Genomic DNA, 22,349 nt, shown 5'->3' with positions numbered 1-22,349 from the left:
GCGCGGTTCGCTAGTCGAACCCGGATCTGGCAGAATGGTGGGTCGGACGTCGTGCTCGACCCTCTATCCAGCGCGCCGTCCCCCTGCAGAGCTTCCACCGGGTGTGCACCCCACGCTCCAGGTGATCAGTTCGTCTTCCTTCCACACCATTCAGGAGAATCGTGTCTGTCAAGATTCGTCTCAAGCGCTTCGGCAAGATCCGTGCGCCGTACTACCGCATCGTCGTCGCCGACTCGCGCACCAAGCGCGACGGTCGCGTGATCGAGGAGATCGGCAAGTACCACCCCACCGAGGAGCCCTCGTTCATCGAGGTCGACTCCGAGCGGGCCCAGTACTGGCTCTCCGTCGGCGCCCAGCCGACCGAGCAGGTCACCGCCATCCTCAAGATCACGGGTGACTGGGGCAAGTTCAAGGGCGACAAGGACGCGAAGTCCACCCTCAAGGTCGCCGACGAGAAGAAGGCCTTCGAGGTCGACTCCGCCAAGAAGTCGGTCATCAAGCCCAAGGTCGAGAAGAAGGCCGAGGAGTCCGCTGCGACGGTTGCTGAGCCTGCCGAAGCACCCGCCGAGGACGCGGCCGAGGCCGCTGCCGACGCAGAGTAATCCGCTGTGCTCGCCGCCGCGCTCGAACACGTCGTCAAGGGGATCGTCGATCACCCGGACGACGTCCGCATCACCGCATCCGCGTCGTCTCGTGGCGACCTCCTCGAGGTGCACGTGCACCCGGATGACCGTGGTCGCGTGATCGGGCGCGGCGGCCGCACCGCCAAGGCGCTGCGTACGCTGATCGCAGCCCTCGCCGACGGTCGCCGTGTGCGCGTCGACGTCGCGGACGACTGACGTGGCCCAGGAACGCAATCAGCTTCGCGTCGGTCGCCTGCTGAAGGCCCACGGCCTCAAGGGCGGGCTCAAGCTCGAGCTCTACACCGATGATCCGGGCCGCCGCTTCGTGCCCGGTGCCGAGTTCACGCTGCAGGTCCCCGAGGCATCCGTCTGGCACGGCAGGACCATCACCGTCCGCGAGTACCGGGTGATGAACGGCAGCTCCGTCGTCTTCTTCGACGACGTCGAGGACCGCACCGCCGCCGAGTCGCTCGTGCGCGCCATCCTCTGGATCGACCAGGACGTCGACGAGGTCGAGGACGACGCCTGGTACGACCATCAGCTCGCCGGTCTCGACGTCGTGCGCGACGACGAGGTCATCGGCCGCGTCGTGCGCATCGAGCACATGCCCGCGCAGGACCTTGTGATCGTGAGGGCCGGCGACCGCGAGGTCATGGTCCCGTTCGTGAAGGCCATCGTGCCGACGGTCGACGTCGCCGCGGGTCGCATCGTCGTCACCCCGCCGCCCGGGCTCTTCGAGGAGCTCCCGACGGCGGATGCTTCACCCGAGAAGGACGCAGACGGCGGCTCCGCCGCGGAGTGACGCGATCATGCGCATCGACGTCGTCTCGATCTTCCCGTCGTACTTCGACGGCCTGACGCTGTCGCTGCTCGGCAAGGCGCAGGATGCCGGCATCCTCGACCTGCACGTGCACGACCTGCGTGACTGGACGCACGACCGGCACCGCACCGTCGACGACACCCCGTACGGCGGGGAGCGGGCATGGTCATGAAGCCGGAGCCCTGGGGCCTCGCGCTCGATGAACTGGCCTCCTCCTCGGTTCCCGAGCCCGTCGAAGGACCCACCGTCATCTTCCCCTCGCCCGCCGGCGAAGTCTTCACCCAGGCGACCGCCCGTGATCTCGCGACACGGGAGCACCTCATCTTCGGCTGCGGTCGCTATGAGGGCATCGACGAACGGGTCTTCGACTACGCCGCCTCGCTCGGCGAGGTGCGGCTGATCAGCCTCGGCGACTACGTGCTCAACGGGGGCGAAGTCGCGGTCATGGCGATGACCGAGGCGATCGGCCGGCTCATCCCCGGCGTCGTCGGCAACCCCGAGAGCCTCGTGGAGGAGTCGCACGAGGACGGGCTGCTCGAGTACCCGTCCTACACCAAGCCGTCCATCTGGCGCGATCGTGCGGTGCCCGACGTCCTGCTCAGCGGCAACCACGGCGCGATCGCCGCCTGGCGACGTGAGCAGCAGGTGGAACGCACCCGCACCCGGCGTCCTGACCTGCTGGGCTGATCCTCCTTCCGCGTCAATGCAGCCGCACGTCTGCCCGCGTCGGTGCAAGGAGCTTTTTGCACCTGAGGCGGCCAATCCGCCGGCGTGTTCCTCCTCGCATCGTTGGTAGCGTCGAAGCATGGTCGATGAGACGCTGGCGAAGTCCTTTCTCAACGTGGGCGAGGAATACGACCGGTATCGGCCCGGGTTCCCCGTGGCTGCCGCGGATGCGATCATTTCCGCAGCCGTGGAGGCGGCGCTCGATCTCGGCGCGGGAACGGGGAAGTTCACCGAACGTCTGGTCTCCCGCGCGTCGCGCGTGATCGCCGTGGAGCCCTCGGAGCAGATGCTCGCCGTGCTGCGGTCGAAGCTGCCAGCGGTGGAGTCGCACGTCGGCACCGCCGAGGGGATCCCGGTCGCGGATGCCTCGGTCGACGTCGTCACGGTCGCGCAGGCCTTCCACTGGTTCGACCGCGCCCCTGCGTGCGCCGAGATCCGACGCGTGCTCGTGCCCGGCGGCACGCTCGGACTGCTCTGGAACCACTCCGACGCGCGCTGCACCTGGGATCGCGCCTGTCATCGTGTCGCACATCCCGCGGTGTCGGAGACCGACGAGACGACCAGCTCGGCCGCCGACGAGCTCCCCGGCTTCACGTTCGTCGCACACACCGAGGTCGCCTGGTCAGAGCGGATCACACGCGCCGACTACATCGCGCGCTGGCTCACCGTGAGTTCGTTCCTCGCGGCATCCGACGACGAGTGCGCCCGGATGGTCGCCGAGGTCGAGCGCATCCTCGACGCCGATCCCGACACGGCCGGACGCGACGAGTTCGACCTGCCGCAGATCACCGACGTCTACGTCTACCGGGCCTCGTGAGGCTCTGGTCGCCGCATCCGCGGTACCTGGACCGTCAGGCGCTCGTCGCCTGCTGGCGGGAGGCCCTTCTGGCACAGGCCGTGCTCGCTGAAAGGACCACCGGCTATCGGAACCATCCGCAGCTCCTGCGGTTCCGCGATCGGCCGGACCCGCTCGGCGCCGTCGGGATGTTCCTGACCGGGGTCGCGGACGAGGCCGATGCGCGCGGCTACCGCTTCGACCGGGCTCGGATAGACGTGCCGGGGCGGCCGGACGGAAGCATCGAGGTGACCTCGGGCCAGCTCGTTGCGGAGTGGCGTCATCTGATGGTCAAACTCGCGCAGCGCAGCCCCGAACGTCTCGCGCTGCTCGCGGACGTGCGGACGCCCGATCCGCATCCGCTGTTCGTCGTGGTACCCGGCGGCACCGCGGACTGGGAGCGCGCACGCTGATCGCGTGCGACGGCTCTGCTAGCGTCACCTCCTGAACCTCTCCGTCGTACGGCACGGACAGACCGAGTGGAACACGCTCGGCCGGCTGCAGGGACAACTCGATTCGCCGTTGACGGCCCAGGGCGTTGAGCAGGCGCGGGCGATGGCCACGGAGCTCGACGGTCTCGACATCGGCCGTATCGTCTCCAGCCCGCTGGGACGGGCATCCGTGACAGCGACGATCATCGGCGATCGACTCGGCCTTCCGATCGAGTACGCCGAGGACCTCGCCGAGGTGCACCACGGGGAGCTCGCTGGGCTGACCTGGGACGAGATCGATCAGAAGCATCCCGAGATCCGTGCCTCGCGCGGCGCTGATCGATACAACTGGACGTTCCCCGGTGGCGAGAGCTACGCGACCGCACGCCTGCGCGCGCGGGCCTTCCTTGCAGCGCTCGACGACTGCACACCTGTCCTGGTGGTCGCACACGAGATGATCGGCCGGATGCTGCGCGCCGAGCTGCTTGGACTCACACCCGACGAGGCGCTGGCTTTGCGGCATCCTCACGGCGAGATCCTGCGCTTCGAATCGCACTGTCATGCAGATTCAGAACCATTCATGGGACAATAGGGCTGAAGCAGGAGGAAGGGTCTCCGATGTCAGACGCAGCAGTGCACGAGCCGCGGGTGCCGATCAGCGTGTTCAAGGCGAACCCCGTGGCGTACGCGGACACGGGGGCCGTGGTGCTGGTGCACAACCGCCCGCGCATGCGAGTGGTGCCCATCGTGAGTGCCTCTGATCCGGAACTCGCGGCGGTCAAGGCGCGTCTTCGACTGCTGAATGCACTCATCGACTCCGACGCCGTGAAAGAGGAGCGAGAGGAACTCGCGCGTGATCGGGATCGCGACAGGCAGGAGCCGGCACCGTGAGAGCGATGGTCGACACGAGCGCGCTCATCGGCGTGATCCCTGACGACGTGATCAGCAGAGTCGACCAGTTCGCGGCGTCGTACGTCGTGCGCGCAGAACTGCTGCGCGGACAGCGTCGGTGGGAGCGGGATCCCGCGACGCAGCAGCGTGCGGGCATCCGTGCGCAACTGGTGTCCGCTTTCGATGATCTCGGCACCTTCTGGCGACCGTTCGGCGTCGAAGAGTCCGAAGCCTATTCACGTCTCGCGGCAGCGAGCGAGGCCGCGGTCCGCTCCAAGGATGCCTTCATCGCGGCGCATGCCATCGCGGCGGGCGTGCCGCTGATCACTGCCGATCGCGGATTCACCCGCTTCGACGGACTCGAGATCCGCTTCGTATGAACTGCGGCCGTCACGGGCCGGCGTTTTCCTGCGCCGCCGCGCTCCTGATCTCCGCTCGCGCGGCGCGAACCGAGAAGGACCGCGCGAACTGAGAGGGACCGCCCGATCGGTCGCGCTACTGACTTCTGCTCGCGCGGCGCAGATGTGCGCAGCGCGAGCCAGGAACAGCAGCGCGAAGCGCTCGGGGCGACGAGAAGCGCAGCGCGAGCGTGGAAGCGCAGCGCGAGCGGAGAAGTGCCGCCGGTTCAGTCGACGCCGAGGAAGCTGCGGTCGGTGAGGACGATCGGACCGTCGGCCGTGATCGCGACGGTGTGCTCGGAGTGCGCGCCGCGCGATCCGTCCGCGCTGCGCAGCGTCCAGCCGTCCGGATCCGTGATCAACTCGTCCGTCGTCGCGAGGAACCACGGCTCGAGCGCCATGACAAGGCCGTCGCGCAGAGGGAACCCGCGGCCGGCTCGGCCGTCGTTCGGCACATGCGGGTCGCCGTGCATGACGCGACCGACGCCGTGACCGCCGAAGTCGGTGTTGATCGAGAAGCCCTCGCCATGCGCGACCTCAGCGATGGACGCCGAGATGTCGCCGATGCGATTCCCGACCGTGGCGGCCGCGATCGCCGCATCCAGCGCGCGCTCCGTCGTGTCGATCAGGCGCAGGTCCTCGTCGCGTGCGGTGCCGACGACGAAGGAGACCGCCGGAGTCGGCGACCCAGCCGTCGACGGACACGGCGAAGTCGAGCGAGACGAGGTCGCCGTCGCGGAGGACGTAGTCGTGTGGCAGCCCGTGCAGCACGGCGTCGTTGATCGAGGTGCAGATGACCTTGCCGAACGGGCCGTTCCCGAACGAGGGGGCGTAGTCGATGTAGCAGGACTCCGCACCGGCCTTGCGGATGAGGTCGTGGGCACGGTGGTCGATGGCCAGCAGGTTGGTGCCGACCTTCGTCTCGTCGCGCAGCGTCGCGAGCGTCTCGGCCACGAAGCGTCCGGCCGCGCGCATCTCATCGATCTCGGCAGGGGTGCGCAGTTCGATCATCGGGTGTCCCTTCTCCGGGCCTCGTCAGGATGCCCGGAGACCATTCTCCCCGATGCGCAGTCACGATGCTCACAGCGAACGGATGACCCCGGGGCGGCTGACGGCCGTACCATCGGAGTATGTGGTTGCGCAGCGCGTTCTTCCGGTGGCTCTTCCCGGCGGCGCTGGTGCTGCCGCTCTGGCTGCTGATCGGCTGGGGAGTCTTCCAGTCCGGCGGATGGGCGTTCCTCTGGGTGATCCTCATCGCCGTGCCGTCCGTGGTGCTCGGCCAGCTGGTGCTGACGCTGCTCACCCGGGCGCGGCCGTCGGTGCGGGCGGAACGAGCGGTGTCGTGGTGGGACGTGCTCGGCTTCGGCGTGTGGCACGCGCTCACCATCGCGGTCGGGTTCTTCCCGGATGGCGGATTCGGATGGCTGCTGACCGGCGCGATCGCCGCCTGGCTCGCGCTGTTCTGGCTGCAGCTGTGGCAGCTGTGGAGCGAGGCCAGGGGCAGTGGATTCAGCATCCGCGAGACGGCGACCTGGTCGTCGGTCTCGCCAGGCGCCCCGAAGACGAGCGAACCGGACGTGATCATCGTGCAGGAGACCGAGTCGCGCGACTGATCCGTTTTTGCGAGGCCGGGGATCCATGGCAGAATGGATGCTTGTGCCGTGACCAGGTTCTGCCTCAGGGGAGCCCGCGGACGCCTTGTGCGCCGTTCGGCACACATCACCGTATTCCTTCCTGAAATGCATCCGACCTGTGGCGAGTGCAGAGAGAGACGATCATGCAGATCCTCGACGTCGTCGACGCGGCTTCGCTCCGCAGCGACATTCCCGAATTCTTCCCCGGTGACACAGTCAACGTGCACGTGAACATCACCGAGGGCACCCGCTCTCGCGTCCAGGTCTTCAAGGGCGTCGTCATCGGCCGTCAGGGCGATGGTGTGCGCGAGACCTTCACGGTCCGCAAGATCAGCTTCCAGGTGGGCGTGGAGCGCACCTTCCCGGTGCACTCGCCGGTGATCGACCACATCGAGGTCGTCACCCGCGGTGACGTGCGCCGCGCCAAGCTGTACTACCTGCGCAACCTGCGTGGCAAGAAGGCGAAGATCAAGGAGAAGCGCGACAACTGAGCGCAGCTCTTCTGGAAGCACCCGGGACACGTCGTCCCGGGGTGCTTCTGCTCTGTCAGGATGTGCGACCCTTGGTAGTGCCGTCTGCGCACGGTGCGCCCGACGCGAAGGATGGAAATGACGACCGAAGCCGCTCCTGCTGCCGCCACCTCGAAGCGGCGTCGCGGCTTCCTCGTCTTCCTGCGCGACCTGCTGGTGATCATCGTCATCGCCGCGCTGGTGTCCTTCGTCGTCAAGTCGTTCGTGATCCGCTCGTTCTACATCCCGTCCGGCTCGATGGAGCGCACGCTGATGATCGACGACCGCATCCTGGTCGACGAGCTCACTCCGCGGTGGACCGGGTACGACCACGGCGACGTCGTCGTCTTCAAAGACCCGGGCGGATGGCTGCCGCCGCTGCCCGCGGAGGCGCCGCAGCCGCCGCTCCTCAAGGCGATCGACGGCGTCCTCACCTTCATCGGGCTCTCGGCGTCGGACTCTCAGGACCACCTGGTCAAGCGCCTCATCGGCCTCCCCGGTGATCACGTCGTGTGCTGCAACGCCGTGGGGCAGATCACGATCAACGGAGCTCCGATCGATGAACTGTCGTATCTGAACCTGCCCTCCGGAGACACGAAGGCGTCCGACACGCCGTTCGATGTCACCGTGCCGGAGGGCTCGCTGTGGGTCATGGGCGACAACCGCACCCGTTCACAGGACTCTCGTGCGCACCAGGACCTTCCGGGTGGCGGATTCGTGCCGCTCGACAACGTCGTGGGGCGGGCCTTCCTGCTCACCTGGCCGCTGGACCGCTTCGGCCTGATCGACACCCACGACGAGGTCTACGTCGGGGTGCCCGAGCCGAAGAGATGACCGTCGTCGCGCCCCGGCTCAGCCTGGAGAGGTCGCTGCTCAAGCAGTACGACCTCATCATCGCCCTGGACGAGGTCGGGCGCGGCGCGCTGGCCGGGCCGGTCGCGGTCGGAGCGGCGGTCATGGATGCCGCGGGCTCGCGCCGGAGGGTGCCGGAGGGGCTGCGCGACTCGAAGCTCGTCACCGTGCGACGCCGCCCGGATGTCGCGTCCCGCGCCGCCGCGTGGGTGCTCGCCTCTGCCGTGGGCTGGGCCAGCGCCGCGGAGGTCGACGAGCTCGGCATCATGCGTGCTCTGGGACTCGCTGCCTCCCGAGCGATCGTCGGCGCGATCGGCACTGACGTCGTGGGCGAACGCACGCTGGTGATCCTGGACGGCAACCACGACTACGTCTCCGCCGTGCATCCGTCCGGGCTGCAGGTGCGGCCGGTGATCAAGGCCGACCGGGACTGCGCCTCGGTGTCTGCGGCATCCGTGATCGCGAAGGTGGCGAGGGATGCGCACATGGTCGAGCTGCACGAGCAGCAGCCGGCCTACCAGTGGGAGCGCAACAAGGGCTACGCGAGTCCTGAGCACCGCGCAGCGATCCGGGAACTCGGGCTTTCCTCATGGCATCGGGCGTCGTGGGCGATCGCCGACGCTCCCACGCTGTTCTAGGCGACCCCGGAACGCACCCGGGGCGAAGGCCTCATAGGATGGATGCATCATGGATGACGAAGCATTCGACGACTACGACCGCGAGCTCGAGGTCGCACTTTTCCGCGAGTACCGTGACGTCGTCTCGCAGTTCCAGTACGTCGTCGAGACCGAGCGCCGGTTCTACCTGGCCAACGAGGTGAGCGTGGTCCGCCGCGACACCGAGCACGACTTCTACTTCGAGATCTCCATGACGGACGTGTGGGTCTGGGACATCTACCGCGCCGATCGCTTCGTGAAGGCCGTACGTGTGCTGACGTTCAAGGACGTCAACGTCGAGGAGCTGCAGCGGCGTGAGTTCGAGCTTCCGGAGGAGCTCTCGCTCGACGGCAAGTAGTACTCCACAGGTCCCGATGGCAGAGGACTTGTCCGTGCTCGCCGTGGACAGCGCGGATCCCGTCCCTCACCGGCCACCGGCGTTCCGGGAAGCTGTCGGCATGGCAGCGAAGGACGAGCTCGGCAGAGCGGGTGAAGAGCGGGCGGCCGCGTATCTGCGGGAGCGCGGCTATGACGTGGTGGACCGCAACTGGCGGTGTGACCAGGGCGAGATCGACATCGTCGCGGTGCGCCGTGACCGGGTGGTCGTCGTCGAGGTCAAGACGCGTCGGAGCGATCGCTTCGGGCATCCCTTCGAGGCGATCGACGACCGCAAACGGCGCCGGCTCTGGCGGCTGGCGTTCGCCTGGGTGCAGGCTCACCCGGAGATCGCCCGCCGCCGCACGGTTCAGCTCGACGCGATCGGCCTCATCGGCGACGAGGCCGCGACCGCGTCGCTCGAGCACCTCACGGATCTGCTGTGAGCACGGCACGCACCTGGGCGGTGGCCCTGACCGGCGTCGACGGGCACCTCGTCGAGGTCGAGGCGGACGTCTCGAATCAGACGCCGGAGTTCAAGATCATCGGGCTTCCCGACAAGGCCCTGGCCGAGGCGGTGCAGCGTGTTCACAACGCCTGCGCGAACGTAGGACTCGACCTGCCCCGGCGCCGCATGACGGTGAACCTGTCGCCGGCGAGTCTGCCCAAGCACGGCTCCGGCTTCGATCTGAGCATCGCCGTGGCGACGTTGGCCGCCAGCCGTTCTCTGCCCGCGCGATCGATCCGGCAGGTCGTGCACATCGGCGAGCTCGGACTCGACGGACGACTTCGCCCGGTGGCGGGCGTGCTCCCGGCGGTGTACTCGGCCGTGCAGGCCGGTTTCGCGCACGTCGTGGTTCCGATCGCCAACCTCGAGGAGGCCCGTCTGGTCCCCGGCATCGAGGTGCGCGGGGCGGCGTCGCTCGCCGAGGTCGCGGTGCTGCATGGCGCCGACATCGAGGTCCCCGAGCTGGAGCCGGTGACGGTCGACGAAGTGGTCGACGCGCAGCGGGAACCGCTCGACCTCGCCGATGTGATCGGGCAGGACGAGGCGGTCGAGGCACTCATCGTCGCCGCCGCCGGCGGGCACCACCTGCTCCTGAGCGGTCCTCCGGGAGCGGGCAAGACGATGCTCGCACGGCGGCTGCCCGGCATCCTTCCCGAGCTGTCCGACGAGGAGGCTCTCGAGGTGGCCGCCATCAGGTCGCTGTGCGGAGATCCGGTGCGCGCGCTCGATCGCACGCCGCCGCTCGAGACGCCGCATCACTCCGCATCGATGGCCTCGCTGGTCGGTGGCGGCTCCCGTCAGGCGCGCCCCGGCGCGATCGTGCGGGCGCATCGGGGAGGCCTGTTCCTCGACGAGGCGCCGGAGTTCCAGAGGGCTGCGCTCGACGCGCTGCGGCAGCCGCTGGAGGCGGGACGCATCGAGGTGCATCGTGCCGGATTCACGGCGAGTTTCCCGGCGCGGTTCCAGCTGGTCATGGCGATGAACCCTTGTCCCTGCGGCAACTACGGCGTGCGGGGTGCGGAGTGCATCTGCCCTCCGATCGCGATCAGACGCTATGCGGCGAAGCTCTCAGGACCGCTGCGCGATCGTATCGACATCGAACTGCAGGTCGCGAGGGTCGCGGCATCACGGGTGACCACGACCGAGCGCTCACCCATCACGACGCAGCGGGCGCGGGAGCGAGTCGTCCAGGCCCGAGGCGCGGCATCCGCGCGGTGGGCCGGCACCCCGTGGCGGCGCAACGCGGAGGTCCCCGGCGAGCGGATGCGACAGGGGCCGCTGCGTCTGCCGGCCCCGGTGCGGATGCCGCTGGACCGGGCCCTGGAGCGCGGCGGCCTGACCCTCCGCGGCTACGACCGCACCCTGCGACTCGCGTGGTCCATCGCGGACCTGTCCGGACGAGGATCTCCGGACTCCGACGATGTCGGTCGCGCACTCTTCCTGAAGAGAGGACTCCTGGCATGAGGTCGATCACGACGGCGCACCTGCTCGCCGACAAGCACCTGCTGCGCACTGTCGAGCGGATGCGACCGGACGCGGACCCCGCCGAGGTCGCGGCGCGCGCGGCATGGTCGGTGCTGACGGAGCCCGGCGACGGGATCGCCGGTGCGCTCGTGGACGCCTTCGGCCCGCAGGGCGCGCTCGACCAGGCGCTGTCCGACGCCACGCTGCGCGCGCCGCTGGAGGTGGTCGAAGCGAGGGCGATGAACGAGGCAGTGGCGCGCTGGGCGCCGCGTGCGGACCCGCGGGCCGTGGGCGCCGCGCTCCGCGATGCTGAGGCGGTCGGTGCGCGGATCCTCCTCCCCGAGGATCCCGAGTGGCCGGCCGGTCTCGCCGACCTCGGACCGCACGCGCCTCTGATGCTCTGGGTGCGCGGGTCGACCGAGGCGCTCATCGCCGACGAATCGGTGTCGGTCGTCGGTGCACGAGCCTCGACCGGGTACGGCGAGCGCATCGCCGCGGAGATCGCCGGCGACCTGGCGGCCTCCGGGGTCTCGATCGTGTCCGGCGGGGCGTACGGCATCGATGGCATGGCACATCGCGCGGCTCTCGGCGTCGGCGGCATCACGGTCGCGTTCCTGGCCGGCGGCGTCGACCGCAGCTATCCGGCCGGTCATCAGCAGCTCTTCGAGCGGATCCGCGCCGGGGGAGCAGTGGTGAGCGAGGTTCCCTGCGGTGCAGCGCCGACCAAATGGAGGTTCCTGCAGCGGAACAGGCTCATCAGCGCCGCCGGACTCGCCACCGTCGTCGTCGAAGCGGGGTGGCGCAGCGGGACACTGAACACCGCCGGGCACGCCGCGGCGCTCGGGCGACCGCTCGGCGCGGTGCCCGGTCCGGTGAGCTCAGCGGCGTCCGCAGGATGCCACCGGCTGCTCCGCGAGTACGCCGCGATCTGCGTCACCTCCGCTGCCGAGGTGCGGGAGCTGTGGGCGGACGCGGCAGGGGAGAGCCGCGCGCAGCCACCGGCCGATCCCGATCGCGTGAGGCTGATGGACGCGCTGAGCACCCGCGCGCCGCGGGACGCCATGGAGCTCTCGAAGCGCAGCGGACTCTCGGCGGAGCGAGTGCACAGCATCCTGGGGATGCTCGATCTCGAGGGCGGCGCGGTGCGGCGGGAGACGGGGTGGATCCGGGCGGAGTAGCTGCGCCGCGGCGTATGCTGTAGCCATGCGCTTCTCGTCCTCCTCTTCGTGGTGGTGGCTGCTCTAGCAGCCGAACGCATTCACTCGCGCGCGCTGCACGGCAGCCCGCGCGATCGCGGACAGATCCATCCGTGCAGCCCTGTCCCCAGGAGCAGCACATGGATTCCTTCTCCGCCATCACCGCACGGATGCCCGCGTTGCGGGCCGAGATCACCGCGCACCCGGAACGGCACCGCATCCTCACCGGCGAACGACCGACCGGGGCACTCCATCTCGGGCACCTGTTCGGCACGATCCTCGAACGGGTGCGGCTGCAGCAGATGGGAGTCGAGACGTTCGTCGTCGTCGCCGACTACCAAGTGATCACCGATCGCGACTCGGTGGGCGACATCGCGACGAACGTGCGCGAGGTCGTCAGGGACAACCTCGCCGCGGGGCTGGATCCGGAGCGGACGACGATCTTCACGCACTCCGCCGTTCCGGAGCTGAACCAGCTCCTGCTCCCCTTCCTCAGCCTGGTGTCCGAGGCGGAGCTGCACCGCAACCCGACGGTGAAGGCTGAGGCGGCCGCCGCCGGTCGCTCCCTCAGCGGTCTGCTCCTCACCTATCCCGTGCACCAGGCGGCCGACATCCTGTTCTGCAAGGGGACGCTCGTACCGGTCGGCAAGGACAACCTGCCCCATGTGGAGGTCGCCAGGCAGATCGCCCGCCGCTTCGGCGAAAGGTACGGGGCGGTGTTCCCGGAACCCGCCGGGCTGATCACCACCGCTCCCGAGCTGCCCGGGCTGGACGGACGCAAGATGTCGAAGAGCTACGGCAACGCGATCTCGCTCCGCATGACTGCGGAGGAGACCGCCGCCGTCATCCGGCGCTCGCAGACCGACTCAGAGCGCAGCATCACCTACGAACCGGATCGGCGCCCCGGGGTCTCGGCCCTGCTGGACACCGCAGCAGTGTGCCTGGGGCGGACTCCGGCAGACGTCGCGGAGGAGATCGGGAACGGCGGCAGCGGTGCACTGAAACGACTCACGGCCACAGCCGTCAACGATTTCCTCGCCGAGCATCGGGAGCGCCGAGCCGCGATCGACCCCGCGACTGTCTCGGAGGTGCTCCACGACGGGAACGCCCGGGCGAGGGAGATCGCCGCAGCCACACTCGCCGAGGTGCGCGCCGCCATGGGCATGGCGTACTGACCGCGCGGCAGGCGGCGGGCCAGACTGGGAGGGTGAGATACGACGAGGCGGTGCAGGCGTTCGCCGCGCACCTGGAGCGGGTGCGACGGCTGTCGCCGGCGACCGTCCGCGCCTATCGCGCCGACCTGGCCGACCTCGGTGCGATCGCGGGGGAGCGAGAGCTGGAGGAGATCGACCTGGAGCTCCTGCGCGAGTGGCTCTGGCACGCGACGCAGCGAGGGGATGCCCGGTCGACCCTGGCCCGGCGGGCCGCGGCCGCTCGCTCGTTCTTCCGCTGGGCGAAGGACGAGGAGCGGATCGTCGTCGACCCCAGCCTGCGGCTGGTGACGCCGAAGCGGGCCAGGACGCTTCCGGTCGTCGCGTCACAGGAGGGCATGCGCGAACTGCTGGATGCCGAGAAGGCCGCCGCGGCGCAGGGAGATCCGATCGCGCTGCGCGACCATGCCGTCCTGGAGCTGCTGTACGGGTCGGGCATGCGGGTGTCCGAGCTGTGCGGCCTCGATGTCGACGACCTCGATCTCGACCGAGGCACGGCGCGCGTGCTCGGCAAGGGGGCGAAGGAGCGGGTGGTGCCGTACGGGATGCCCGCCAGGGCCGCGGTGACCGCCTACCTCACCCGAGCTCGTCCGGCGCTTCTGACCCGCTCCGACGCTCCGTCGCCCGCGCTCCTGCTGGGAACCCGTGGGGCAGGATCGGCCCGCGCTCCGTCTATGCCCTCGTGGCCCGTGTGCTCGCCCCCGTGGTCGGCGCCGAGACCGTCGGCCCGCACGCGCTGCGCCACACCGCCGCGACGCACCTCCTCGACGGTGGCGCCGATCTGCGCGCGGTGCAGGAGATCCTGGGCCACGCGAGCCTGGGCACGACCCAGATCTACACCCACGTGTCCGCAGAGCGCCTCACGGCCGCATACAGTCTCGCCCATCCGCGCGCCTGAGATCGTCAACCGTCGTCGCAGCACGGGTAGAGGATCGCCCGCGGCACGTCGCCGAACAGGGGCCGCGGATTGACGTACTCGTCGTCCAGGCGCACCCCGACGTGCACGGTTCCCCGTGCGGCGTGTCCGCCCGCCGATGCCGTCGCCACGAGCTGCCCCGCTTCGACGGCGTCACCGGGGGCGAGATCGGAGGACACCGGCTCCAGCGTGATCACGTAGCCGTCGCCGTGGTCGATCGTGAGCACGCCGCGGTCGGCCACGATCCCGCGGAACGCGACGACACCGGATGCCGGAGCGCGGATCGGGCCGGTCGCGGTGATGTCCATGCCACGGTGTCCCGGGCCGTAGCGGTGAGCGGGGGCTCGGAACGGCGCCGTCACCTCGCGGGCCCCGTCCACGGGCCAGACCCATGGCGCATCCGCGGGAAGCGCGACGCCGTGCTCCACGGGGAGGTCGCCTCCGGCTGCGACCGGCTGCGGGAAGGGCCAGCAGAGGCTCGAGAGCGCGAGGAGCAGGATCAGCCCGGCGCGCGCCGCGCGGGGCGTGCCGGACCCGCGATGTGCTGTCCCGCGGAGTCCCGACCCGGCGACCGGGCGGTCGAGTGCGATGTCCATGCGTCCAGCCTGATCGACAGGACTCCGCGCCCGACGCGGCGAACACCGGGGTGGGGAGAAGCAGTGTCCGGTCTCGGTCTGTGGAGGCGGGTTGCGGGCGTCCGCATCCTGTACACTGGAACCCGCATCCCCTCACGGGGATGACTACGCGTGCCCAGAGCGACCACGGTCGCGGCATCCACTCCCACAGGTCCTGTCTCTCACGAGGCGGGTGGGGGTGCGCCGGGCGCCAGGCATCCGGCCGTCCGGCCGGACGACAACCTCAACGACGCGAGAGCGTCAGAACCAGGAGACGACCATGGCTGTGGTCACCATCCGCCAGCTGCTCGACAGCGGCGTGCACTTCGGACACCAGACCCGTCGGTGGAACCCGAAGGTGAAGCGCTTCATCCTCACCGAGCGCAGCGGCATCCACATCATCGACCTGCAGCAGTCGCTGGGCTACATCGACAGCGCCTACGACTTCGTCAAGGAGACTGTCGCCCGCCGGCGGCACCATCCTCTTCGTCGGCACCAAGAAGCAGGCGCAGGAAGTGCTCGCCGAGCAGGCGACCCGCGTCGGCCAGCCCTACGTCAACCAGCGCTGGCTGGGTGGCCTGCTGACCAACTTCTCGACCGTCTCGAAGCGCCTCGCCCGCATGAAGGAGCTCGAGGAGCTCGACTACGACGACCCGGCCGCCTCCGGCTTCACCAAGAAGGAGCTGCTGCTCAAGAAGCGCGAGCTCGACAAGCTGCACAAGTCGCTGGGCGGCATCCGCAACCTCACCAAGACGCCGTCGGCTCTGTGGGTCGTCGACGCCAAGCGCGAGCACCTCGCGATCGACGAGGCCAAGAAGCTCGGCATCCCGGTGATCGGCATCCTCGACACCAACGCCGACCCGGACGACTTCCAGTACCCGATCCCCGGCAACGACGACGCGATCCGCTCCGTCTCGCTGCTGACCCGCATCATCGCCGACGCCGCGGCCGAGGGCCTGCAGCAGAAGCACAACCCGGAGTCGGGCGACGCCGAGCCGCTTGCCGAGTGGGAGAAGGAGCTGCTCGAGGCGAACACCTCCGAGGCTGCCGCTGAGCCCGAGGTCGCCGCCGAGGCTGAGTCCGAGGTCACCGCCGAGGCTGAGACCGAGGTCGCCTCCGAGGCTGAGGTCGCCGTCGAGGAGGCCGTCGTCGCCGAGGGCGCCGAAGGCGACACCAAGTAAGCACCCCCACGCACACATAACGAAGCAAGGAGCCACCACACATGGCCAACTTCACCATCGCCGACATCAAGGCGCTGCGTGAGCAGCTCGGCACCGGAATGGTCGACACCAAGAAGGCGCTCGAGGAGGCTGACGGCGACGTCGCGAAGGCGACCGAGATCCTGCGTCTCAAGGGAGCCAAGGGCAACGCCAAGCGCGCTGACCGCTCCACCAGCGAGGGCCTCGTCGTCGCTCGCGAGCAGGACGGCGCCGTGACGCTGATCGAGCTCACCTGCGAGACCGACTTCGTCGCGAAGAACGAGAAGTTCATCGCCCTCGCCGAGAAGGTCGCCGATGCGGCCGCCGCCGGCATCGGCCGACTCGGTCGAGGCCGTCCTGGCCGCTCCGGCCGGTGACCAGACCGTCGAGCAGCTCATCTCCGACGAGGCCGCGATCCTCGGCGAGAAGGTCGAGCTCCGTCGCGTCCGCCGCATCCAGGGCGACGCCTTCGAGGTCTACCTGCACCGCACCAGCAAGGACCTGCCGCCGCAGATCGGCGTCGTCGTCGCGTACAGCGGCAGCGACGCGGAGACCGCTCGCAGCATCGCGCAGCACATCTCGTTCGCCGACCCGATCTACCTCACCCGTGAGGACGTCCCGACGGACGTGGTCGAGAAGGAGCGCGAGATCGTCACCGAGATCTCCCGCAACGAGGGCAAGCCCGAGGCCGCCCTGCCGAAGATCGTCGAGGGCCGCGTGTCCGCGTTCTTCAAGCAGGTCGCGCTGCTCGACCAGGACTACGCCAAGGACAACAAGCTGTCCGTCGGCCAGGTCGCGAAGGACGCCGGCATCACGGTGACCGACTTCGCGCGCTTCAAGGTCGGCGCGTAAGCCACGGGAAGGGGTTCGGATCCGCACAGGGTCCGAACCCCTTCTTCATGCCCGCAGGAGATTTGCCACTATCGTGATACCGGATGAGAGGACCCTCCCCATGACTGAACGCACCGGACGCCGTCGCGTCCTTCTCAAGCTCTCCGGAGAGGCCTTCGGCGGCGGGCAGCTGGGCGTCAACCCCGACGTGGTGAGCGCGATCGCCCGCGACATCGCCGCAGCCACCGACCGCGTGGAGGTCGCGATCGTCGTCGGCGGCGGCAACTTCTTCCGCGGAGCGGAGCTCAGCCAGCGCGGTATGGACCGTGGCCGCGCCGACTACATGGGCATGCTGGGAACGGTCATGAACGCCCTCGCGCTGCAGGACTTCCTGGAGCAGGCCGGTGCACCCACGCGGGTGCAGTCGGCCATCTCGATGACCCAGGTCGCAGAGCCCTACATCCCGCTGCGCGCGGAGCGCCACATGGAGAAGGGGCGCGTCGTGATCTTCGGCGCCGGTGCCGGACTGCCCTACTTCTCCACCGACACCGTGGCCGCGCAGCGCGCCCTCGAGATCGGCGCGCAGGAGGTTCTCGTCGCCAAGAACGGCGTCGACGCGATCTACACCGCCGACCCGAACAAGCATGCCGATGCCGAGCGCATCGAGCGCGTGACCTACCGCGATGCCCTGCAGCGCGGTCTGAAGGTGGTCGATTCGACCGCGTTCAGCCTGTGCATGGACAACGACATGGACATGCGGGTGTTCGGAATGGAACCGGCCGGCAGCGTCACCAAGGCGCTGCTCGGCGAGCCGATCGGCACACTGGTCACCTCCTGAACCACCGCCTGCGGCGCGTCGGGAAGCGCCCCGCCGGTAGAATTGCCAGAACCACTCGACGATTGGAGAACCCGTGATCGCGGATGTCCTCGCAGATACCACCTCTCGCATGACGCGAGCGGTCGACGCCGCCAAGGAGGACTTCGCCACGGTCCGCACCGGTCGCGCGAACCCGCAGATGTTCCAGAAGGTGCTCGTCGACTACTACGGCTCGCCGACGCCGCTGGCTCAGCTGGCCTCGCTGGCCAACCCCGAGGCGCGCACGCTCGTCATCACCCCCTATGACAAGTCCGCGCTGAAGGCCATCGAGCAGGCGATCCGCGATATGCCGAACCTCGGTGCCAACCCGACCAACGACGGCAACATCGTGCGGGTGACGATGCCAGAGCTGACTGCAGAGCGCCGCAAGGAGTACGTCAAGCTGGTCCGCTCCAAGGGTGAGGACGCCAAGGTGCAGATCCGGCGGCATCCGTCGCAAGGCGAAGGACGGGCTGGACGCTCTCAAGGCCGAGGTCGGCGAGGACGAGATCGCACGCGGCGAGAAGGAGCTCGACGGGCTCACCCGCCAGCACGTCGACCTGATCGATGACGCTCTCAAGCGCAAAGAGGCTGAACTTCTCGAGGTGTGACCGGGATGTCTGACGATTCTTCCTCGCAGGATCGTCCGCTCACCCGACGAGAGGCTCGGGCAGCGGCGGCGACACCGGCGCAGGGCACCCCGCAGGCGGATGCCGCGGATGCGGTGACGCCGGTGCGCGGCGTGCCCGTCGCCGGCTCGCAGTCGGAGAAGCCCGACGAGCCCGTCATCCCGCCGAGCACAGCGCGGCCGCCCGCCGAGCCGACCCCGCTCGCCGATGCGGCTTTCCCCGCGTTCGACGCGGCTGCAGTGCCACCGCGTCCGTCCGCTCCGGCGGCCCCGGTCGGCCCGGAGGGCGGCGAGACCGACCGGTCGCCGGACACGGCAGTCGAGTCCGGCGAACCGGCATCCGAGTCCGGCGAACCGGCAGTCGGCGATGCGTCCGGCACCGGTGACCTCGGCGCGATCCGCGAGCAGTGGCGCGCCGCGCGCGACGAGCTGGGTACGCACGTCTCGCACGCGCGTGATCAGTTCGACCAGGCGAACGAGCGCATCAAGCAGCGCACCGGCCGGGATCTGCTCGTCGCCATCCTCATCGGCGTCGCGTTCGGCGCAGTGCTGCTGGTGTCGCTGCTGTTCGTGAAGTGGCTGTTCGTCCCGATCGCGCTGGCCGCAGGTCTGCTCGGCACCTACGAGCTGTCCCGTGCGCTCAGAGCAGGCGGGCGCAGGATCGACATCGTCCCGCAACTCGTCGCCGCGGCGCTGCTGATCCCCACCGGCTTCTTCGCCCCCTCTGGCTGTGCTGGGTGATGCTCTTCGTCTCGGTGACGTTCGTCTGCGTCTGGCGCATGCTCGCGCAGATGGCCGCCGGCGACGGCCGGACCTACGGCGATGTGCTCGCCGACGTCCTCGTCGGCGGGTTCGTGCAGATCTACGTGCCGTTCCTCGCGGCGTTCGCACTGATGCTCCTGCGTCGCGAGCACGGTGAGTGGTGGGTGCTCTCGTTCATCGTCGTCGCGGTGGTGGCGGACACCGCCGCGTACGCTTCGGGGCTCGCCTTCGGCAAGCATCCGATGGCCCCGCGCATCAGCCCCAAGAAGACCTGGGAGGGCTTCGGCGGCGCGGTGGCGGGCTCGCTCCTCGCTGGCGCCCTGCTCGGAGTCTTCCTGCTGGGCATCCCCGTCTGGGGCGGCCTCATCCTCGGCGCGGCGGTCCTCGCCTCCGCCACGCTGGGCGACCTGGGGGAGTCGATGCTGAAGCGCGACTTGGGCATCAAGGACATGAGCTCCTGGCTGCCCGGGCACGGCGGTCTGCTGGACCGACTCGACAGCATCCTGCCCTCCACGGTGCCCGCGCTCACCCTGTACGTCCTGCTCTCACCCTGGATGGTGTCCTGATGACCGCCGACGTCCCCGCCTCGCACGCCACCGAGGATGCCGCGCCGCCGGCGTTCCCGCTCACCTCGGGCCGGCAGCGCGGATATCATCGCGCGGCCGTCGACACGTTCCTGGATGCCGCTCGACGCGCCTTCGAGAGCGGCGATGACACGCTCACGTCGGAAGACGTGCGGGTGGCGTCGTTCCCGCTCGTCAAGGAGGGCTACCAGGTCGCCGACGTGGACTCGGCCCTCGGGCGCATCGAGGACGCCTTCGCGGCCCGTGCCCGCGAGCGCACCGTCAGGGAGAAGGGCGTCGAGGCCTGGGTCGCAGAGGCCCGGGTCGACGCGCAGGTGATCCTCGACCACCTCGCACGGGCACCCAAGCACCGCTTCGCGCGCACCGGGGTCCTCACCTTCGGCTATCGGATCGACGAGGTCGACCACGTCGCCGATCGGATCACCGCCTTCCTCCGTGACGGCGATGCGCTCAGCGCCGAGCAGGTGCGCAACGCCGCGTTCCGGATGCAGCGCGGCGGATACCGGGAGGAGCAGGTCGACGCGCTCCTGGATACGACCGTCGAGGTCATCCTCGCCGTCCGCTGAGTGCTCACCGGACCGCCGTCCGCTGAGTGCTCACCGCGCGTTCTCATGGATGTTTCAGGCCGGATCGCATAGACTGGCCGGCATCGTGACTCCCGATAACGAATCGATTACGCCTGAACTGCGCCCTGCGAGCGCGGCATCCGCATCTCCGCGTGGCCGTCGCAGCCGGACCCGTCGTCCCATCGCCGCCGTCGTCGCGAGCGTGGCCGTCGTCGGCTTCTCCGCCGCTCTGCTGGCTCCGACCGGGATGGCCGTCGCCGACCCGTCGGTCGCCGGGGAGGACGCCGTCACGGTCTACTCCCTCGCGGAGCAGGAGGGTCAGAACCTCACCGTGACCGTCGCCGGCGCGGACATCGCTCCGGCCGCGCGCGGGACCTTCGAGGTCTACATCAAGCCGAAGCCCAAGCCGAAACCGAAGCCCGTCGTGGCGAGCAGCGAGAGCTCCGGGAAGTCGGGCGGCGGTTCCGTCGGGACGCCGAAGTACACCGGCGGCGGCTCGAAGGAGCAGTGGATGTCGGCAGCGGGCATCGCGAAGAGCGACTGGCCGTATGTCGACTACATCGTCTCGCGCGAGAGCGGCTGGAATCCGAACGCGACGAACAAGTCCTCCGGCGCGTGCGGCCTGGTCCAGGCCCTCCCGTGCAGCAAGGTCCCCGGCAACGGGTACAACCCGGTGGACAACCTCCGCTGGGGCACCGGGTACGCCTCGGGCCGCTACGGCGGATGGGCGGGAGCGTACGCGTTCTGGTCGCGCAACCACTGGTGGTGAGCGTGCGGCATGGCTCGCTCCCGCAGACGGCGCCCGGATCCCCGCGCCGCCGATGACTCGCTCGACCGCCTGATAGCGGGCTGGAAGCGCTCTGAGACCCGTCGCGGGCAGGAGTGGACCGTGCAGCCGGTGAACGCCGCTCAGGCGCAGAAGGACTACACGTGCCCCGGATGTCGCGGCACGATCTCTCCCGGCACCGCGCATCTCGTCGTGTGGCGCGCGGACGGGGTCCTCGGGGATGTCGCCGACCTGGCGGCGCGGCGGCACTGGCACACGCGCTGCTGGAGCATCGCCTGAGGGCTATCTCTCGTTCATCCTGGGGATGATGACCTGGCGGTAGATGATCAGGATGCTGGCCGCGACCGGAATGGCGATGAGCGCCCCCAGCAGACCGAGCAGCGATCCGCCCGCCAGTGCGGCGATGACGACGACGGCACCGGGCACCGACACCGCCCTGCTCATGATGCGCGGCGAGATGAAGTAGGCCTCGATCTGCATGTAGATCAGGTAGTAGATCGCCGCGGCGATCGCGGTCGCCGGCGAGGCGAGGCCCGGGATCAGGCAGGTGAGCACGATGATCGTCGAGCCGGTGAGGGTCCCCACCAGCGGGATCAGCGAGAAGAAGAACGCGATCACCGCGAGCACTGCGGGGAACGGCGCGTTGATGATCGACAGGAAGATCATGCTGAGGATGCCGTTGATCACGCCGAGGGCTACCTGGCCCATGACGTAGTAGCCCACGGAGTCGGTGATCTGATCGGCGAGATCGATGAACCGCTCCCGCTTCGAGGCAGGCACGAGCTGGTACACCGAGCGCTTCAGCGAGGGCGTCGACGCCGTCATGTAGATCGTGAGGACCAGCACGATGAACGTGCCGAAGAGACCCGCGGCCACGGCGCCGCCGAACACCAGGACGCCCTGGCCGATCTGGCTGCTGATCTCCCCGACGTTCGTGTTCAGCCAGTCCTCGACGTAGACGAACACGTCGTCGACCTTCAGCAGCGGGAAGGTCTGCTTCATCCACTCCTTGAGATCCTCGAACGGCGTGGGACGCTGGACGAGCGTCGTGACCTGCTGCACCAGCTGCCCGATCTGCTGCACGAACACCGGCAGCACGATGAGGACGACGCCCGTGATCGTCGCGAGCACGGCGATGATCGTCACCAGCACCGCTGCCCAGCGTGGCAGCCAGCGCTCCAGGAACGTCACCAGCGGATCGAGTCCGAGGCTGATGAACAGTGCCGTGCCGATGTAGAGCAGGACGGTGGAGAGCGTCTGGACGCTGCCGATGAGCACGATCCCCAAGCCCACGCCGAGCGTCGCGACGAGCGCGGTGCGGAACGGGTTGACGATCTTCATCGATTCTCCTCTCGGACGGTGAACGACAGCTTAGGCGTTCGGCGCCGTGATGCCGGAACGCTGCAGGGGAGTGGCGCCATCCGCGCGCTCCTGCCTTCGTGTGGAAAACGCACAGGCGCTTTTCGCTACCCTGGAA

General features: G+C 69.2%; 25 protein-coding genes and 6 pseudogenes. 28 read left to right on the top strand and 3 right to left on the bottom strand.

Going from position 1 to position 22,349, the window contains the following annotated elements:
* The first annotated feature begins 161 nt into the window (after nucleotides 1-161).
* The 9 genes and pseudogenes from rpsP to L2X99_RS06370 all read left to right on the top strand — a co-directional run bounded on the left by rpsP (nucleotide 162) and on the right by L2X99_RS06370 (nucleotide 4,706).
* Nucleotides 162-602, top strand: coding sequence for a 30S ribosomal protein S16 (gene rpsP, locus L2X99_RS06410; RefSeq protein ID WP_236124524.1), 441 nt, complete (start codon nucleotides 162-164; stop codon nucleotides 600-602).
* Nucleotides 603-608: 6 nt separating this feature from the next.
* Nucleotides 609-839 carry an RNA-binding protein gene (locus L2X99_RS06405; RefSeq protein ID WP_116242719.1) on the top strand — a complete coding sequence of 77 codons (231 nt, stop codon included), beginning with the start codon at nucleotides 609-611 and terminating at the stop codon, nucleotides 837-839.
* Between the two features lies 1 nt (nucleotide 840).
* Nucleotides 841-1,425 carry a ribosome maturation factor RimM gene (gene rimM, locus L2X99_RS06400; RefSeq protein WP_236124525.1) on the top strand — a complete coding sequence of 195 codons (585 nt, stop codon included), beginning with the start codon at nucleotides 841-843 and terminating at the stop codon, nucleotides 1,423-1,425.
* Nucleotides 1,426-1,432: 7 nt separating this feature from the next.
* A pseudogene (gene trmD, locus L2X99_RS06395) lies at nucleotides 1,433-2,130 on the top strand (tRNA (guanosine(37)-N1)-methyltransferase TrmD).
* A 118-nt stretch (nucleotides 2,131-2,248) separates the two neighbouring features.
* Complete coding sequence (locus tag L2X99_RS06390; protein ID WP_236124526.1) at nucleotides 2,249-2,986, top strand: class I SAM-dependent methyltransferase; 738 nt, start codon at nucleotides 2,249-2,251, stop codon at nucleotides 2,984-2,986.
* Nucleotides 2,983-3,417: a pyrimidine dimer DNA glycosylase/endonuclease V gene (locus L2X99_RS06385; RefSeq protein WP_236124527.1), complete on the top strand. Its 435-nt coding sequence runs from the start codon at nucleotides 2,983-2,985 to the stop codon at nucleotides 3,415-3,417. The genes L2X99_RS06390 and L2X99_RS06385 overlap by 4 nt, the downstream gene beginning before the upstream one ends.
* A 31-nt stretch (nucleotides 3,418-3,448) precedes the next feature.
* On the top strand, nucleotides 3,449-4,027 hold the full coding sequence (locus tag L2X99_RS06380) for a histidine phosphatase family protein (RefSeq protein ID WP_236135915.1): 579 nt from the start codon (nucleotides 3,449-3,451) through the stop codon (nucleotides 4,025-4,027).
* 26 nt (nucleotides 4,028-4,053) lie between these two features.
* Nucleotides 4,054-4,326 carry a hypothetical protein gene (locus tag L2X99_RS06375; RefSeq protein ID WP_236124528.1) on the top strand — a complete coding sequence of 91 codons (273 nt, stop codon included), beginning with the start codon at nucleotides 4,054-4,056 and terminating at the stop codon, nucleotides 4,324-4,326.
* A 5-nt stretch (nucleotides 4,327-4,331) separates the two neighbouring features.
* Nucleotides 4,332-4,706 carry a type II toxin-antitoxin system VapC family toxin gene (locus tag L2X99_RS06370; protein WP_236124529.1) on the top strand — a complete coding sequence of 125 codons (375 nt, stop codon included), beginning with the start codon at nucleotides 4,332-4,334 and terminating at the stop codon, nucleotides 4,704-4,706.
* A gap of 245 nt (nucleotides 4,707-4,951) precedes the next feature.
* Here L2X99_RS06370 and map read toward each other — a convergent pair.
* Nucleotides 4,952-5,735: pseudogene (gene map, locus L2X99_RS06365) on the bottom strand (type I methionyl aminopeptidase).
* A gap of 119 nt (nucleotides 5,736-5,854) precedes the next feature.
* On the opposite strand from map, the gene L2X99_RS06360 reads away from it, so the two are divergent.
* The 10 genes and pseudogenes from L2X99_RS06360 to L2X99_RS06315 all read left to right on the top strand — a co-directional run bounded on the left by L2X99_RS06360 (nucleotide 5,855) and on the right by L2X99_RS06315 (nucleotide 14,027).
* Nucleotides 5,855-6,337 carry an MFS transporter permease gene (locus L2X99_RS06360; protein WP_236124531.1) on the top strand — a complete coding sequence of 161 codons (483 nt, stop codon included), beginning with the start codon at nucleotides 5,855-5,857 and terminating at the stop codon, nucleotides 6,335-6,337.
* 164 nt (nucleotides 6,338-6,501) lie between these two features.
* On the top strand, nucleotides 6,502-6,849 hold the full coding sequence (rplS, locus tag L2X99_RS06355) for a 50S ribosomal protein L19 (protein WP_236124532.1): 348 nt from the start codon (nucleotides 6,502-6,504) through the stop codon (nucleotides 6,847-6,849).
* 117 nt (nucleotides 6,850-6,966) lie between these two features.
* Entirely contained in the window at nucleotides 6,967-7,701 is a 735-nt protein-coding gene (gene lepB, locus L2X99_RS06350; protein ID WP_236124533.1) for a signal peptidase I, read from the top strand.
* A complete protein-coding gene (locus L2X99_RS06345) occupies nucleotides 7,698-8,357 on the top strand; it encodes a ribonuclease HII (RefSeq protein ID WP_236124534.1) in 660 nt (219 codons plus the stop codon). Before lepB ends, L2X99_RS06345 begins: the two co-directional genes overlap by 4 nt.
* 49 nt (nucleotides 8,358-8,406) lie before the next feature.
* On the top strand, nucleotides 8,407-8,733 hold the full coding sequence (locus L2X99_RS06340) for a DUF2469 family protein (protein WP_236124535.1): 327 nt from the start codon (nucleotides 8,407-8,409) through the stop codon (nucleotides 8,731-8,733).
* 100 nt (nucleotides 8,734-8,833) lie between these two features.
* On the top strand, nucleotides 8,834-9,196 hold the full coding sequence (locus L2X99_RS06335) for a YraN family protein (RefSeq protein ID WP_236124536.1): 363 nt from the start codon (nucleotides 8,834-8,836) through the stop codon (nucleotides 9,194-9,196).
* On the top strand, nucleotides 9,193-10,722 hold the full coding sequence (locus L2X99_RS06330; protein ID WP_236124537.1) for a YifB family Mg chelatase-like AAA ATPase: 1,530 nt from the start codon (nucleotides 9,193-9,195) through the stop codon (nucleotides 10,720-10,722). The genes L2X99_RS06335 and L2X99_RS06330 overlap by 4 nt, the downstream gene beginning before the upstream one ends.
* A complete protein-coding gene (gene dprA, locus L2X99_RS06325) occupies nucleotides 10,719-11,900 on the top strand; it encodes a DNA-processing protein DprA (RefSeq protein WP_236135765.1) in 1,182 nt (393 codons plus the stop codon). Before L2X99_RS06330 ends, dprA begins: the two co-directional genes overlap by 4 nt.
* Nucleotides 11,901-12,058: 158 nt before the next feature.
* Nucleotides 12,059-13,093: a tryptophan--tRNA ligase gene (trpS, locus tag L2X99_RS06320; protein ID WP_236124539.1), complete on the top strand. Its 1,035-nt coding sequence runs from the start codon at nucleotides 12,059-12,061 to the stop codon at nucleotides 13,091-13,093.
* A 32-nt stretch (nucleotides 13,094-13,125) separates the two neighbouring features.
* Nucleotides 13,126-14,027 (top strand): annotated as a pseudogene (locus L2X99_RS06315) (tyrosine-type recombinase/integrase).
* 5 nt (nucleotides 14,028-14,032) lie between these two features.
* Here L2X99_RS06315 and L2X99_RS06310 read toward each other — a convergent pair.
* Nucleotides 14,033-14,641, bottom strand: a complete 609-nt coding sequence (locus tag L2X99_RS06310) for a murein hydrolase activator EnvC family protein (RefSeq protein WP_236124540.1) — start codon at nucleotides 14,639-14,641, stop codon at nucleotides 14,033-14,035.
* Between the two features lie 298 nt (nucleotides 14,642-14,939).
* Here L2X99_RS06310 and rpsB point away from each other — a divergent pair.
* The 9 genes and pseudogenes from rpsB to L2X99_RS06270 all read left to right on the top strand — a co-directional run bounded on the left by rpsB (nucleotide 14,940) and on the right by L2X99_RS06270 (nucleotide 21,151).
* Nucleotides 14,940-15,840: pseudogene (gene rpsB, locus L2X99_RS06305) on the top strand (30S ribosomal protein S2).
* A gap of 41 nt (nucleotides 15,841-15,881) precedes the next feature.
* Nucleotides 15,882-16,710, top strand: a pseudogene (tsf, locus tag L2X99_RS06300) (translation elongation factor Ts).
* 100 nt (nucleotides 16,711-16,810) lie between these two features.
* On the top strand, nucleotides 16,811-17,527 hold the full coding sequence (gene pyrH, locus L2X99_RS06295) for a UMP kinase (RefSeq protein ID WP_236124543.1): 717 nt from the start codon (nucleotides 16,811-16,813) through the stop codon (nucleotides 17,525-17,527).
* Between the two features lie 73 nt (nucleotides 17,528-17,600).
* Nucleotides 17,601-18,156, top strand: a pseudogene (gene frr / locus L2X99_RS06290) (ribosome recycling factor).
* Nucleotides 18,157-18,161: 5 nt separating this feature from the next.
* Entirely contained in the window at nucleotides 18,162-18,914 is a 753-nt protein-coding gene (locus L2X99_RS18225) for a hypothetical protein (RefSeq protein ID WP_329608137.1), read from the top strand.
* Entirely contained in the window at nucleotides 18,914-19,501 is a 588-nt protein-coding gene (locus L2X99_RS18220; RefSeq protein WP_329608172.1) for a phosphatidate cytidylyltransferase, read from the top strand. Before L2X99_RS18225 ends, L2X99_RS18220 begins: the two co-directional genes overlap by 1 nt.
* Nucleotides 19,501-20,085, top strand: a complete 585-nt coding sequence (locus L2X99_RS06280) for a DivIVA domain-containing protein (protein ID WP_236124545.1) — start codon at nucleotides 19,501-19,503, stop codon at nucleotides 20,083-20,085. Before L2X99_RS18220 ends, L2X99_RS06280 begins: the two co-directional genes overlap by 1 nt.
* A gap of 202 nt (nucleotides 20,086-20,287) precedes the next feature.
* Nucleotides 20,288-20,854: a transglycosylase SLT domain-containing protein gene (locus L2X99_RS06275; protein WP_236124546.1), complete on the top strand. Its 567-nt coding sequence runs from the start codon at nucleotides 20,288-20,290 to the stop codon at nucleotides 20,852-20,854.
* Between the two features lie 9 nt (nucleotides 20,855-20,863).
* Nucleotides 20,864-21,151 carry a hypothetical protein gene (locus tag L2X99_RS06270; RefSeq protein WP_236124547.1) on the top strand — a complete coding sequence of 96 codons (288 nt, stop codon included), beginning with the start codon at nucleotides 20,864-20,866 and terminating at the stop codon, nucleotides 21,149-21,151.
* Nucleotides 21,152-21,154: 3 nt separating this feature from the next.
* Here the strand turns inward: L2X99_RS06270 and L2X99_RS06265 are convergent, their stop codons facing one another.
* Nucleotides 21,155-22,213, bottom strand: coding sequence for an AI-2E family transporter (locus tag L2X99_RS06265; protein WP_236124548.1), 1,059 nt, complete (start codon nucleotides 22,211-22,213; stop codon nucleotides 21,155-21,157).
* Nucleotides 22,214-22,349 lie beyond the last annotated feature (136 nt).

It is taken from the genome of Microbacterium sp. KUDC0406 (assembly GCF_021582875.1).
GTDB lineage: Bacteria > Actinomycetota > Actinomycetes > Actinomycetales > Microbacteriaceae > Microbacterium.
This window is presented reverse-complemented; position numbering and strand designations above follow the sequence as displayed.

Excerpts from the sequence above, each read along its gene's own strand:
- L2X99_RS06390 (WP_236124526.1), top strand. The coding sequence starts at position 2,249 with ATGGTCGATGAGACGCTGGCGAAGTCCTTTCTCAACGTGGGCGAGGAA.
- L2X99_RS06375 (WP_236124528.1), top strand. The coding sequence starts at position 4,054 with ATGTCAGACGCAGCAGTGCACGAGCCGCGGGTGCCGATCAGCGTGTTC.
- L2X99_RS06370 (WP_236124529.1), top strand. The coding sequence starts at position 4,332 with ATGGTCGACACGAGCGCGCTCATCGGCGTGATCCCTGACGACGTGATC.
- L2X99_RS06360 (WP_236124531.1), top strand. The coding sequence starts at position 5,855 with ATGTGGTTGCGCAGCGCGTTCTTCCGGTGGCTCTTCCCGGCGGCGCTG.
- rplS (WP_236124532.1), top strand. The coding sequence starts at position 6,502 with ATGCAGATCCTCGACGTCGTCGACGCGGCTTCGCTCCGCAGCGACATT.
- lepB (WP_236124533.1), top strand. The coding sequence starts at position 6,967 with ATGACGACCGAAGCCGCTCCTGCTGCCGCCACCTCGAAGCGGCGTCGC.
- L2X99_RS06345 (WP_236124534.1), top strand. The coding sequence starts at position 7,698 with ATGACCGTCGTCGCGCCCCGGCTCAGCCTGGAGAGGTCGCTGCTCAAG.
- L2X99_RS06340 (WP_236124535.1), top strand. The coding sequence starts at position 8,407 with ATGGATGACGAAGCATTCGACGACTACGACCGCGAGCTCGAGGTCGCA.
- L2X99_RS06335 (WP_236124536.1), top strand. The coding sequence starts at position 8,834 with ATGGCAGCGAAGGACGAGCTCGGCAGAGCGGGTGAAGAGCGGGCGGCC.
- dprA (WP_236135765.1), top strand. The coding sequence starts at position 10,719 with ATGAGGTCGATCACGACGGCGCACCTGCTCGCCGACAAGCACCTGCTG.
- trpS (WP_236124539.1), top strand. The coding sequence starts at position 12,059 with ATGGATTCCTTCTCCGCCATCACCGCACGGATGCCCGCGTTGCGGGCC.
- L2X99_RS06310 (WP_236124540.1), bottom strand. The coding sequence starts at position 14,641 with ATGGACATCGCACTCGACCGCCCGGTCGCCGGGTCGGGACTCCGCGGG.
- pyrH (WP_236124543.1), top strand. The coding sequence starts at position 16,811 with ATGACTGAACGCACCGGACGCCGTCGCGTCCTTCTCAAGCTCTCCGGA.
- L2X99_RS18225 (WP_329608137.1), top strand. The coding sequence starts at position 18,162 with ATGTCTGACGATTCTTCCTCGCAGGATCGTCCGCTCACCCGACGAGAG.
- L2X99_RS18220 (WP_329608172.1), top strand. The coding sequence starts at position 18,914 with ATGCTCTTCGTCTCGGTGACGTTCGTCTGCGTCTGGCGCATGCTCGCG.
- L2X99_RS06280 (WP_236124545.1), top strand. The coding sequence starts at position 19,501 with ATGACCGCCGACGTCCCCGCCTCGCACGCCACCGAGGATGCCGCGCCG.
- L2X99_RS06270 (WP_236124547.1), top strand. The coding sequence starts at position 20,864 with ATGGCTCGCTCCCGCAGACGGCGCCCGGATCCCCGCGCCGCCGATGAC.
- L2X99_RS06265 (WP_236124548.1), bottom strand. The coding sequence starts at position 22,213 with ATGAAGATCGTCAACCCGTTCCGCACCGCGCTCGTCGCGACGCTCGGC.